13 protein-coding genes are annotated in these 12,042 nt (G+C 72.0%); 5 read left to right on the forward strand and 8 right to left on the reverse strand.

The window, feature by feature from the left end; genetic code table 11:
- From LCD35_RS11395 to LCD35_RS11415, 5 genes are all read right to left on the reverse strand, one after another.
- Positions 1-636 (reverse strand): ATP/GTP-binding protein (locus tag LCD35_RS11395; protein WP_374108069.1); only part of this gene is annotated, 636 nt, incomplete at its 3' end.
- A gap of 16 nt (positions 637-652) precedes the next feature.
- Positions 653-973 (reverse strand): DUF742 domain-containing protein, encoded by a 321-nt coding sequence (locus LCD35_RS11400; protein WP_225044151.1) that lies wholly within the window; start codon positions 971-973, stop codon positions 653-655.
- Positions 974-1,017: 44 nt separating this feature from the next.
- Positions 1,018-1,446 (reverse strand): roadblock/LC7 domain-containing protein, encoded by a 429-nt coding sequence (locus tag LCD35_RS11405; RefSeq protein ID WP_224956227.1) that lies wholly within the window; start codon positions 1,444-1,446, stop codon positions 1,018-1,020.
- 7 nt (positions 1,447-1,453) lie between these two features.
- The gene (locus LCD35_RS11410; RefSeq protein ID WP_224956228.1) at positions 1,454-3,790 is read right to left on the reverse strand and encodes a nitrate- and nitrite sensing domain-containing protein; all 2,337 of its coding nucleotides are present in this window, start codon (positions 3,788-3,790) and stop codon (positions 1,454-1,456) included.
- Positions 3,791-4,316: 526 nt separating this feature from the next.
- A complete protein-coding gene (locus LCD35_RS11415) occupies positions 4,317-4,595 on the reverse strand; it encodes a hypothetical protein (protein ID WP_224956229.1) in 279 nt (92 codons plus the stop codon).
- 95 nt (positions 4,596-4,690) lie between these two features.
- Here LCD35_RS11415 and LCD35_RS11420 point away from each other — a divergent pair, with 95 nt between their 5' ends.
- Positions 4,691-5,257 (forward strand): TetR/AcrR family transcriptional regulator, encoded by a 567-nt coding sequence (locus LCD35_RS11420; RefSeq protein WP_224967350.1) that lies wholly within the window; start codon positions 4,691-4,693, stop codon positions 5,255-5,257.
- Between the two features lie 18 nt (positions 5,258-5,275).
- On the opposite strand, the gene LCD35_RS11425 is transcribed toward LCD35_RS11420, so the two are convergent.
- From LCD35_RS11425 to LCD35_RS11435, 3 genes are all read right to left on the reverse strand, one after another.
- The gene (locus tag LCD35_RS11425) at positions 5,276-6,274 is read right to left on the reverse strand and encodes a DUF418 domain-containing protein (protein ID WP_224956231.1); all 999 of its coding nucleotides are present in this window, start codon (positions 6,272-6,274) and stop codon (positions 5,276-5,278) included.
- Positions 6,275-6,416: 142 nt separating this feature from the next.
- Positions 6,417-6,620 carry a hypothetical protein gene (locus LCD35_RS11430; protein ID WP_224967351.1) on the reverse strand — a complete coding sequence of 68 codons (204 nt, stop codon included), beginning with the start codon at positions 6,618-6,620 and terminating at the stop codon, positions 6,417-6,419.
- A 64-nt stretch (positions 6,621-6,684) separates the two neighbouring features.
- Positions 6,685-7,608, reverse strand: a complete 924-nt coding sequence (locus LCD35_RS11435) for an SPFH domain-containing protein (protein ID WP_224956232.1) — start codon at positions 7,606-7,608, stop codon at positions 6,685-6,687.
- Between the two features lie 179 nt (positions 7,609-7,787).
- Between LCD35_RS11435 and LCD35_RS11440 the strand changes: the two genes are divergently transcribed.
- The 4 genes from LCD35_RS11440 to LCD35_RS11455 are packed head-to-tail and all read left to right on the forward strand — an operon-like array spanning position 7,788 to position 12,032.
- Complete coding sequence (locus LCD35_RS11440; RefSeq protein WP_224956233.1) at positions 7,788-9,152, forward strand: MFS transporter; 1,365 nt, start codon at positions 7,788-7,790, stop codon at positions 9,150-9,152.
- A 56-nt stretch (positions 9,153-9,208) separates the two neighbouring features.
- Positions 9,209-9,976 carry an IclR family transcriptional regulator gene (locus tag LCD35_RS11445; RefSeq protein WP_224956234.1) on the forward strand — a complete coding sequence of 256 codons (768 nt, stop codon included), beginning with the start codon at positions 9,209-9,211 and terminating at the stop codon, positions 9,974-9,976.
- Positions 9,973-11,196: a CaiB/BaiF CoA-transferase family protein gene (locus tag LCD35_RS11450; RefSeq protein WP_225044152.1), complete on the forward strand. Its 1,224-nt coding sequence runs from the start codon at positions 9,973-9,975 to the stop codon at positions 11,194-11,196. The genes LCD35_RS11445 and LCD35_RS11450 overlap by 4 nt, the downstream gene beginning before the upstream one ends.
- Positions 11,193-12,032 carry a citryl-CoA lyase gene (locus LCD35_RS11455; protein ID WP_225044153.1) on the forward strand — a complete coding sequence of 280 codons (840 nt, stop codon included), beginning with the start codon at positions 11,193-11,195 and terminating at the stop codon, positions 12,030-12,032. The genes LCD35_RS11450 and LCD35_RS11455 overlap by 4 nt, the downstream gene beginning before the upstream one ends.
- The last annotated feature ends 10 nt before the right edge of the window (positions 12,033-12,042 follow it).

The following is a 12,042-nucleotide window of genomic DNA, read 5'->3' on the forward strand; positions in this document are numbered from 1 at the left end:
CCCGCCCCCGGCCCGCGAACCGCGGGGGGGGGGGGGGCCGGGGGGCCGCCCCCCCCCCCCCCCCCCCGCGCCCGCGCGCGCCGCGGCGGCCGGGTCCCGCTGCTGCAGGGCGTGCTTCACGAGCGTGACGAGCACCTTCTTGCTGGAGTCCCGGTCCCGCGCGTCGCAGAACAGGATCGGGGTCTCCGGTCCCATCGCGGCGGCGGTGCGGACCTCCTCCTCCGTGTACGAGAACTCCGTGTTGTCGAAGCAGTTCACCGCCACGACGAACGGGATCCCGCGCCGTTCGAAGAAGTCGATGGACGGGAAGCCCATCGCCAGCCGCCGGGTGTCCAGCAGCACCACCGCACCGATGGCGCCGGTGGACAACTCCGTCCACAGCGAACCGAACCGCGCCTGCCCCGGGGTGCCGAACAGGTACAGCACGATCTCCTGGGAGATCGTGATGCGCCCGAAGTCCAGCGCGACCGTGGTGGTGCGCTTGGTCTCGGTACCGGTGAGGTCGTCGACGCCGACGCTCGCCTCGGTCATTTCCTCTTCTGTGCTCAGCGGCGTGATCTCGCTGACCGACCCGATGAAGGTCGTCTTGCCGACGGCGAAGCCACCGGCGACGACGAGCTTCACCGAGTCCGGCATCACGGGCGTGGCGCCGTCAGAGCCTGTTGAGTCCGGCAAGCACTGCCTCCAAGATGTCGCGGTCGCGCGGCTGCACCATGCGGGAACGCGCGAGTGAGCCGTGTTCGAGCAGGTCGGAGCAGAGCACCCGGATGACGCCCAGCGGGAGGCCCAGCCCGGCGGACAGCTCCGCCATCGACTGCGGAGCGCCGCAGCGCTCCAGGATCGCCTCGTGCTCGGGCGTCGCGGCGGCGCTGCGGCCGGTGTCGGCCAGCGCCCCCACGACCTGGGTTGCCCGGTCCAGGTTGATGGCCGCGTCAGGGGTGCGGCCGCCGGTCAGCGCGTACGAACGCACCATCCGGCCAGCGTCGTCGTCGTACCACGCGTCGGGATCGGGGCCGGTCAATGCTTCTCCGCACCGATGGGGTTGCGCGCGCCCTTGCCGAGCCGCTCACCCACGTTCTTGATCAGGCGGCGCATCTCGTACTGCAGCTGTTCGGCGTCGACGCTGCGGCCCGCGACGACGAGCACGGAGTTCCGCGGGTCGACGGCCAGCACGTACATGGACATCGTCTCGGTGGCGAGCAGGTTCATGTCGATGTCCCCGCCCTCCAGCTCGTAGCTGAGCGCCTTGCTGGTGGCGCGCAGCGTGCCGCAGGCGGCCGAGATCTTGTCCGCCTGGTCCTGGTCGAGGTTCTTGGAGAACGCCGCCGGCAGGCCGTCATGGGTGAGCACCAGCGCGTGCAACGTGTCCGGCACGTTGTCCAGCATCTGATCGAGGAGCCAGGCCAGGTCCAGGTCCGGCTTCCGGGAGTTCATCAGTTCGTTCACGCTTTCCTCACTGCATGTCGTCGTCGGAATCGGGCTTGTTGCCGGACTCGTCGCGCGAGCGCCGGTCGGCGTTGAAGAAGGTCATCAAGCCCGGGGCGAACTCGGGAGCGCTCTGCCGGTCGGTCGGCTCGTCCTCGCCGAAGCCGGCGGGCAGATCGGCGTAGGGAACCCGCTGCGGCAGCGGCGGTCGTTCCATGTCCTTGCCTTCCGTGCTCGCGCTGGGGGCCGCGTCGGGTTTCGGCTGCCGCACGGCCGGTTCGGCGACGGCGGTGCTCGCCGAGGCCGACGGCACCCGGGTGGGCAGCGGCTGCGCCGGAGCGCCCGCCTTGGCCACCGGCACGTCCCCGCTCCACGAGTCGCGGCGCTCCTCGTCCTCATCGGTGACGATGTGGGCCTGCGGGATGAAGATCTCGGCCCGCACGCCCTGGTAGATCGAGGTGCCGAACTCGACGACCCACTCGTTGCGCTCGGCGAGCTGGGCGACGGTGAACAGGCCGAGCTGCTCGCCGCGGTCACCGAGCTTCACCAGCGAGGCGAAGCCGGGCGGGTTCTTCATGGTCTCGTTGGCGTTGCTGCGCGCCTCCGGGGTCATGCCCACGCCGCGGTCGGAGATCTGCACGACGAGACCGCTGCCGACGGAGACTGCTTCGACGTGCACATCGGTGCCGGGCGGCGAGAACGACGCCGCGTTCGCGAACAGCTCCGCGAACATGCGCAGCATGTCGCCGATGACGCCCGGGGTGACGCTGACGTTGGGCACGTGGCCCAGCCGCAGCCGGTCGTGGTGCTTGGTCTCCGCGGCGGAGGCCCGGAGGATCTCGGTGAGGTCCCGCGGCCTGCTCCAGCGGCGGCCGGGGGCGGCACCGCAGAGCACCAGCTGGTTCTCCACGACGTGCCGGGCCTGCGTGACCGATTCGTCGAGCGCGAACAGGGCGCCGAGCCGGTCCGGGTCCTCCTCGTTCTGCAGCAGCGCGTCGAGGCGCTGCGGCAGCGGGCCGAGCGCGGACTGCACGCGCCGGGTCTGTCCGATGTAGAACGTGAGGGCGCCCTGCTGGGTGTCGGCCTCGTTCACCGCCGCCTGCAGCGCTTCCTGCTGGAACGCGCGGAAGGCGTCGGCGACCTGGCCGATCTCGTCGCCGCCGTAGCCCTGCAGCGAGGTGGACTCGACCTGGACCCGTTCGCCCGCGCGAACGCGGGACATCATCGAGGGCAGCGTCTTCTCGGCCAGTTCGCGGGCCTCCGCGCTGAGCCGCTGCAGACGCGGCAGCAGCGAGCCGTCGATGACGGAGCGGTACCGGCGACGCGTCCAGAAGAAGAAGCCGAGGGAGAACAGACCGGCGGCGATGGCACCGGCGACGGCGATCGTGATCGCCTGGTCACCGTTCTCGACGGTCTCCGCGGACAGCAGGTCGACCTGCTCGCTGGTGATCGAGGTGAGCTCGCGGTTGACCGCTTCGGTGAGCCGCTGCCACTCCTCCAGCGAGACGCCCGCTTCGGTGAGGTCGGCGCCCGGGCCGCCCTGCATGAGGGAGTTCTCGATCGAGACGAGCCGGGCCCAGTCCGGGTTCTCCGTGATGAGCTTCTGGTACCGCGCCTGCACCGAGGGCTTCAAGTACGCGACGTTGTTCTCGATCTCGGAGTGGTACGAACCGTTGAGGCGCAGCAGTTGCAGGTGCTGCTCCGGCGTCAGCTGCCCGGCGGTGAGGCCACTGGAGATCAGCGCCGCTTCCCGGGACATCAGGTCGGTCGAGCGGAACAGCGCGGTACCCGCGATGCCGCCCTGCGCCGTCGTCGAGTCCGGCACCAGTCGGGACTGGGTGTCGAACAGGTCGGTGGCGATGTCGAAGACGTTGTCGTAGTAGTCGGTGACCTCGCCGGCCGAGATCTGCCCGTTCGCGAGCCTGCCGCGGATCTGGTCGAGCTTGCCCAGCTCGCCGCTGAGCTCGTCGACCGGGCCGGCGATCTCCGCCGGGGCGGTGCTCATCGCGGCTTGGACGGCCTCGTTCATCCGGTCCAGCAGGACGTCGGTCCGGGCCTGCTGCTCGCTCAGCTCCGCCTGGTCGGTTGTCCCGCCGGAGGCCAGGTCCTGGCTCAGCCGCCGTTCGGACTGCAGCGCGTCGAGCGCGGCCACCGCGGGCAGGGAGACCTGCCGGACGCCGGAACCGATCACCCGGGTGTAGACGCCGTCGGTGACGAACGTCGCGCACCAGACCAGCCACAGCACCAGCACGACGATCCAGGGGATCGTGACCGCCAGCGTCAGGCTGGAGCGGATCGATCTTTCCGAGGTGCTCTGCGGCTCACCAGGTGGCTTGGTGACGTTGTCGGGATCTGTTGTACTCACAGCGCTCCACGTTGTCGGTCATCTGACGTGGTGTGTTGCGGGAACGCGCGCGTCCCGGCGGGCGCGGCCTGGGCCGCTGGACTCGTCCGCCCGGATGGCAACGGGCAGGAGGTCTCGCCGATGGATGGCCTGAACAGGCGTCTTCCCGGGGACACGGCTCCTTCCACACACCGTCGTCTTCCGCTCTTGCCGAGCACGAGCGGAAGTGCATTCCCCCCCTGCGCGAGACACTTTAACGGAAGATGATCAGGGCACCGGTGTTCGGCCCCGGAGTCGTCCACCATTTCCGCGCCGACCGACGTCACGCTCCGCTTTCGGTTGGCAGCGCGGCGAAAACCCCCTACCGCACCGGGCGCGCGAAAAGCGGTCCCGGACCCGTCGAGAACCCGGGACCACCACCCGGTCCGCGACCACCGTCGCTCGGCCCACCCTTCCGGCGGAGCCGGACACGGAATGCACATCCGGAAAGGAAGCGGGTCGTGCGGCCCATTTCCGCATTCGGCCCAACGGAATGCGTCCCACTATTTCACCCGTACGGCCGCAGCCGGCTTCGCACGATCGGTGGCAGGGAGCCGGCGCGCCGCCATTCCGCCACGGGCTCCGGCGCAGCGGCGCGCGCGGCAGCGGCGAGGTACCCGTCCGGACGAACCAGGAGCAGTCCGGGCCCCGCCGCGAGTTCGCGGACGGTCGCTGAATCGGTTCCGCGCCGCTCCGGCTCCACCGCGATCGCACCGCCGTCGACGGGCACGTGGTCGCAGATCTCCTGCAGCTTCCCGTTCTCCGGCGGGCGGCGCCCGCGCGGCATGGCCGGCTCCTCGGCACACGAGTCAACCGTTGGCGACTTGCTCCGCAGCCACGCCACCCGAACCAGGTCAACGCGCGGTGACTTAGGCTGGGGGCATGGCCGCACCGCGTTCCCGCAACGCCGAGCAGACCCGCGCCGAGCTGCTGGCCGCCGCCCGCGCCCGGTTCGCCGCCGACGGCTACGAGCGCACCACGCTGCGGGCGGTGGCCGCCGACGTCGGCATCGACCCGGCGCTGGTCATCCGGTACTTCGGCGGCAAGCAGGAACTGTTCGCGGCCGCCGCCGACTTCACCCTCGACCTGCCCGACCTCGCCGGCCTCGCCCCCGACGAGCTGGCCGGGGCGCTGCTGCCCCGGTTCTTCGCCGAGTGGGACCGGGACGGCACCTTCCTCGCGCTGCTGCGCGCCGCCACGACCAGCCCCACCGCCGCGGAGAAGATGCGCGAGGTCTTCACCGCGCAGGTGGCCCCGCGGCTGACCGCCATCGCCCCGGACCACCCGCGGCAGCGCGCCGGGCTGCTCGGCGTCTTCGTCATCGGGCTCGCCACCAGCCGCTACGTGCTGGCCGACCCGGGCGTCGCCGAGATGGGCCACGAGGAGCTCACCGCCTGGGCCGCGCCGATCGTGCGCCACGTCCTCACCGGCCCCGCGCCGGTCGGCTGATCGAGCGGGTACCCGCGGTCAGCGGCGGAAGGGCTGCACGTCCCACCAGGTGAAGCAGCGCCAGGCCCATTCGAGGGGTCCCTGCCGGAACCGCGCGAGCCAGAACCGGCTCCACAGCAGCTGGAGCAGCAGGATGCCGGTCGCCAGCAGCGCCATCGCCCCGTACGCGCTGGACCCGTGCAGCCCGGCCACCTGCCCCAGCGGGATCAGCAGCAAGGTCGCGGTCACGTAGTTCGTCAGCGCCATCCGCCCGAGCGGCTCCAGCACCGCCCCCAGCACCCCGCGCAGCGGCGTGCGCAGCAGCAGGAGCAGCCCGGTCGCGTACGCGGTGGCCAGGCAGATCCCGGCCACGCCGGAGGGGGTGGCGAACCCGGCCATCAGCGGATCCCGCTCCTGCACCGGCAGCGCCACCGCCGCGCCGAGCACCGCGAGCGCGAACACGGCGCCGATCCACCCGCCGAGCCGCGGCAGCGCCTCCGGGACCCCGAGCTGGGCGAGGGCGAAACCGAGCACCAGCAGCCCCGGGATCAGCGGCAGGCCCCCGCCGAACAGCACCAGCGCGGTGCTCAGCCCGCCCAGGCCGAGCACCAGGTTCACCCACCGGTTCGCCCAGCTCAGCGGCAGCAGGAACACCAGCCCGAACAGCGCGTACGGCGTCAGCGCCTCCCCCGGGTGCAGCAGGGAGTGCAGCAGGCCGACGGCGAACAGCGCCAGCAGCCTGCGGACCAGCAGCAGCCGCGGCCGCGGGTGCCGGGAACCCGCGCCGCGCAGGAACAGCCCGAAGCCGACGCCGAACAGCAGCGAGAAGATCGGGAAGAACCGCTCCTGCACGAACAGGTCGAGGACGTGCCGCCCGGGCAGCACCTGCTGGTCGACGATGCCGCTCATCTCCATGATCGGCGGGATGTTCACGAAGAGGATCCCGCACAGCGCCAGGCCGCGCACCGCGTCGATCTCGCCGATCCGCCGGCGCGGCGCGGTGCTGGCAGGTGGGGCGGTGCGGGTGGGAGAGGACATCGTGGTTCGCCTTCGGGGTGCGCAGCGGGTGCCGGGAGACCCCGGCTCACCATCGAGCGTCACCCGGGCGTCCGGTCGGGCGGATCGGCCATCCGGCCGGGCGGTCCGGCTGTTCGGCCGGAACCGCCCGGCCCGGGAGCCGTCATTCCGATGTGGACTTCGGCGGCCTGCCGCGCTTGGCGGGCCCGCCCGCGTCGGAGGGCAGCCGGCCCGCGTCGGCGAGGGCGCGCCGCAGCAGGAACTCGATCTGCGCGTTGGTGCTGCGCAGCTCGTCCTGCGCCCAGCGGGCGAGCGCGTCGTGGATCGCCGGGTCCAGCCGGAGCAGGAAACCCTTGCGTGCGGCCATGTTCCCGCCTTCACCTCTCTCGCCCGTCCGAGGGTTCGGGCCGCACCGGCGGCCCCGCGCCCGATCAGTGGTAGAGCGAACCCGTGTTGACGACGGGCTGGGTGTCGCCGCAGAGCACGACCAGCAGGTTGCTGACCATGGCCGCCTTGCGCTCCTCGTCGAGCTCGACGACCTCGCGTTCGGACAGCCGCTGCAAGGCGAGGTCGACCATGCCGACGGCGCCTTCGACGATGCGCTGCCGGGCGGCGACGACGGCTCCGGCCTGCTGCCGCTGCAACATGGCCTGGGCGATCTCGGGGGCGTAGGCGAGGTGCGTGAGCCGGGACTCGACCACGTCGACCCCGGCGGCCCGCACCCGGGCCGCGATCTCGGCGGAGAGCTTGCCGGTGATCTCGTCGGCGTTGTCCCGCAGCGAGAAGGGCTGCTCCCCGTCGCCGTCGTAGGGGTAGCTGGTGGCGATGTGGCGCACGGCGGTCTCGGTCTGGGTCTCGACGAACTCGACGAAGCTGTCGACCGCGAAGGTGGCCTGCGCGGTGTCGGCGACCTGCCACACCACGACGGAGGCGATCTCGATCGGGTTGCCGTCGGAGTCGTTGACCTTCATGACGGCGGTCTCGTGGTTGCGGATCCGGGTGGAGACCTTCGTCTTGCTGCTGAACGGGTTCACCCAGTGCAGCCCGGCCGGGCGCACGGTGCCGGTGTAGCGGCCGAGGAACTGCAGCACCCGCGCCTCACCGGGCGCGACGGCGACGAGCCCGCCGGAGAGCACCAGCCCGACGACGCCGAGCACCACCCCAGTGGCGATCAGGGCGGCGGCTTCGTCCGCGAGCCCGGGGACCAGCACCCCGGCACCGCCGAGCACCAGCACGAGCGAGAGCACGGCCATCAGCACGCCGGGCAGCCGGAACGCCTGCTGTTCGACGACCGGGGATTCGGGCATCCGCACCGGCCTGGTCTCCGTCTCGCGGTCTTCGAGTTGAACGGTCATGAGTCCCCCTGACGTCGGTGATCGTTCTCCTGGCAACACGGTAGCACAGTGATATCACTTTTCCGTGCGCCCGGTTCACCCCGAAGCCTTGTCGGAGCCCGCCGGAACACCTAGCATCCGTCGGCCGCCTGTCAGCACTCCCGCACCACCAGGCGGTACTCAGGCGACAAAGGAGTCCCATGCGCACGCCAACCGGACGGCCCGTGTTCCAACCACGGGTGATCACGGCAGCCGTCTTCGGCACCACCGTCGAGTGGTACGACTTCGCGCTCTACGCCACCGCGGCGTCGCTGGTGTTCAACAAGCTCTACTTCCCCGGCAGCGACCCGCTGGTCGGCACGATCGCCGCGTTCGGCACGTTCGCCATCGGGTTCCTCGGCCGACCGCTGGGCGGCGCCTACTTCGGCGAGCTCGGCGACCGGAAGGGGCGCAAGCATGTCCTGGTGCTCACGCTGCTGCTGATGGGGATCGCCACCACCGGGATCGGCCTGCTGCCCACCTACGGCTCGATCGGCGCGTGGGCACCGCTGCTCCTCGTGGCGCTGCGGTTCGCGCAGGGCTTCGCCGCAGGTGGCGAGAAGACCGGCGCGCTGATCCTGCTGTTCGAGAACGCCCCGCCGAAGTGGCGCGGCCTGCTCAGCAGCCTGCCCGCGATCGGCACCGGCGCAGGCACCCTGCTGTCCACCGGCGCGATGGCGATCGCCTCCACCACCCTGTCGCAGCAGGAATTCCTCGACTGGGGCTGGCGAATCCCGTTCCTACTCAGCGCGGTACTGACGCTGTTGGGGCTGTGGGTGCGCCGTTCACTCGACGAGACCGAGGAGTTCCAGGAAGAACTCGAACGCCGGGCACACGAGGCTCCCCAGCCGCCCGCGACCCGGCGCCCCTGGCGGGAGCGCCTGGCGCAGAGCCGCTTCGCGGAGGCCTGGCGCCGCTACCCCCGAGAGATGATCATCGTCATCTGCGCCGGCGCGGCGGAGAACACCGGCTACTACGTGTTCGGCACCTTCTCCGTCGCCTACGCCGAGAACGCCGGGCTGGTCACCGCTCCCCTGCTCACCGGAATCATGGTCGTATCGGTGGTCAAGCTCGTCTCGGTGCCGCTGTTCGGCGCGCTGTCCGACCGCTGGGGACGCCGCCCGGTAAGCATCTTCGGCGCGCTGGTGATGGCCGCGGCCTGCTACCCGTTCTTCCGCATGGTCGACACCGAGCAGTACTGGGTCACCTGCCTCGCACTGGTGCTGACCCTAGGGATCGGCCAGTCCGCCGTGCTCGGCTCGCAGCCGGCGTTCTTCGCCGAGCTGTTCACCACGAAGGTCCGGTTCACCGCGGTGGGCGTCGCCAACAACCTCGGCACCGTGCTGACCGGCGGGCTCGCCCCCTTGGCAGCCAGCGCGCTCCTGCTCTGGTTCGACCGGAGCGCCCTGGGCGTCGTCGGGCTCCTGCTGGCGACCTGCGCGATCACCGTGGTCACGGTCGCGCTCGCCCGGGAGACCAGGGAGCCGCCGCGGCGACCGGTCCCGGCACCCGGCACGCATCCTTGACCAGTACCGTACAGCGGTATAGCCGTGCCATTAGGAGGAACAGTGGAGGTTGCCCCGTGACGAGACCGCCCGGGGAGAGCGGCGACGGGGTGCGCAGCGTCGCGCGCGCCCTGGAACTGCTCGGCCTGTTCGACGAGACCCACCGGTCGCGCAGCGTGCGAGAGCTGATCGACGCGACCGGGCTGCCGAAGTCGACCGTCGTCCGCCTGGTCGCCACCCTGGAGCAGAGCGCCCTGCTGTGGACGGGCACGGACGGCCGCCTCGCCCCCGGAGCGGGCCTGCTGCGCTGGGCCCGCCTCGCACAGGACGCGTGGCAGCTGCCGCCCGAGGCGGTGGAGTGCCTGCGCACGCTCTCCATCGAGGCGGGCGGCGAATCCACCCGCATCTACGTCCGCCAAGGCGTCACCCGGGTGTGCGTGGCCCAGCACGAAGGCACCCAGCAGCTGCGGCACGTGGTGCGCATCGGCGCGGCGATGCCGCTGTGGGCCGGTGCCTCCGGCCACGTGCTGCTCGCGGGCTGCTCCGACCAGGAGCTGCGCCGCGCCGCGATCGCCGCCGACCGCGGCGCCGGATTCGAGGACGTGCTCGCCGACCGGGTGCGCCGTGCCGGCGAACAGAACTGGTCGGTCAGCCACGGCGAACGCGAAGACGGCGTGTCCGCCGCCGCGGCACCGATCACCGCGGGCGACGAGATCGTCGCCGCGGTGGCCCTCGGCGGACCGACCACCCGGTTCACCGGGGAACGCGTCGCCGCGTTCCTGCCCGCGCTGAGCAGAGCGGCCGAGCAGCTGTCGGCCCTGCGCTTCCTCGGAGGCAGTTCATGACCGGATCCGACTTCCCCGCGGGCGAGCTGCTGCGCGGAGTCCGCGTGCTCGACCTGACCAACGTGCTGGCGGGCCCGTTCGCCGCATACCAGCTGGCACTGCTGGGCGCCGACGTGCTGAAGGTCGAGATTCCCGAGGCCGGTGATCTCGCGCGGCGACTCGGCGCGGACGCGGACCTCAACGAACGCCACCTCGGCGCGTCGTTCCTCGCGCAGAACGGTGGCAAGCGCTCGCTGACCGCCAACCTGAAGTCCGCCCGCGGACGGGAGGTCCTGCTGCGCGCGGTGGGAACCGCCGACGTGCTGGTCGAGAACTTCCGGCCCGGCGTCCTGGACCGGCTCGGCCTCGGCTGGGACGTGCTGCAGGCCGCGAACCCGCGGCTCGTCTACTGCGCGATCTCGGGGTTCGGCCAGGACGGCCCGCTGCGCGACCGGCCCGCCTACGATCAGATCGTGCAGGGGCTGTCCGGCATGATGAGCACCACCGGCACCTCCGAGACCGAGCCGCTGCGTGCCGGGTTTCCGATCGCCGACACCCTCGGCGGCATGGCGGCCGCATTCGCCATCAGTTCCGCCCTGGTGCACCGGGACCGCACCGGCGAAGGCGTGCGACTCGACGTGTCCATGCTGGAATCCGCGCTCACCGCGCTGGGGTGGGCCGTGTCGAACCACCTGATCGCCGGGCGACCGCCGGAGCGGATCGGCAACGACAACGCCACCGCCGCGCCCTCCGGGGCCTTCCGCACCGCCGACGGCATGCTGAACATCGCCGCGAACGAGCAACACCAATTCGTGGCGCTGTGCCGGGTCGTGGGCTGCCCCGAGCTCGCGGAGGACGTCCGCTTCGCCGAACGCGCCGCGCGCAAGGAGCACCGGGCGGCGTTGACCGAACGGCTGGAGGAGGCGCTCCGCGCGCGGACCGCCGCCGAGTGGGAGGAACCACTGGCCGCCGCGGGGGTCCCCGCGGCCAGGGTGCTCACTGTCCCGGAAGCGCTGGAGCAGGACCAGGTGCGGGCCCGGCGGTTCGTGCACGCGCTGCCCTTCCCCGGGCACCCGGGCCGGGAGCTGCGAGTCCTGGGCAGCCCGGTCCGTGTACCGGGAACCGCTCCCGCATCACCGGGCCCGCCGCCGCTGCTGGGCGAGCACACCGACGACCTGCTCGCCGAACTCGGCTACGACACCGACGAGATCGCGCGGTTGCGCGCGGAAGGAGCGGTATGAACGACCCCGCGTTCGACACGGCCGAGCAGTACGAGGAGGCGGTCACCGGGTGGTGGCGCACCGGGATCAGCCGGATCCGCCCCGGCGAGATCCTGCTCCGCGGCTATCCCGTCGAGCAACTGATCGACACGGTGTCCTTCGTGGACATGATCTGGCTGCTGCTCCGCGGCGACCTGCCCGCACCGGCGCAGCGGCGGCTGCTGGAGGCGGCGCTGGTGTCCGCGGTCGACCACGGGCCGCAAGCGCCGTCCATCGCGGTGGCCAGGATGGCGGCGAGCTGCGGGCTGGGGTTGAACGGCGCGGTCGCCACCGGCGCGAATCTGCTCGACGACGTGCACGGCGGCGCCGGGCAGCAGTGCATGGGGCTGCTCGCCGACCTGCACCGCGAGGTCGCTGCGGGCGCGGACCCCGACGAGGTGGCCGCCGAATCCGTCACCCGCCACCGGCAGGCGGGCGAGCACGTGCCCGGTTTCGGGCACCGGTTCCATCCGCGCGACCCGCGCCGCGACCCGCTGCTCGCGCTGGTGTCGGAAGCGGTCGGAGCCGGCGAGGTAACCGGGTGGGCGCTGCGGATCGGCACGGCGCTGGAGCGCGCGCTCGCCCACGGTCGCGCGCGGCCGGTGCCGATGAACATCGACGGCGCCACGGCGATCGTCTACAGCGAGCTCGGCTTCGCCCCGGAACTCGGCCGCGGCCTGTTCGTGCTCTCCCGCAGCGTGGGCATCCTGTCCCACGCGTGGGAGGAGAGGTCCGCGGGAACCCGGATCAAGGGCCCACTCCCCCGTCCGCTGCTGGCCGCCTACGACGGACCACCGGCGCGCGACCTGGACACCTGAGCCGGGGCAC

This window comes from Saccharopolyspora sp. 6V (assembly GCF_020176785.1).
GTDB lineage: Bacteria > Actinomycetota > Actinomycetes > Mycobacteriales > Pseudonocardiaceae > Saccharopolyspora_C > Saccharopolyspora_C gregorii.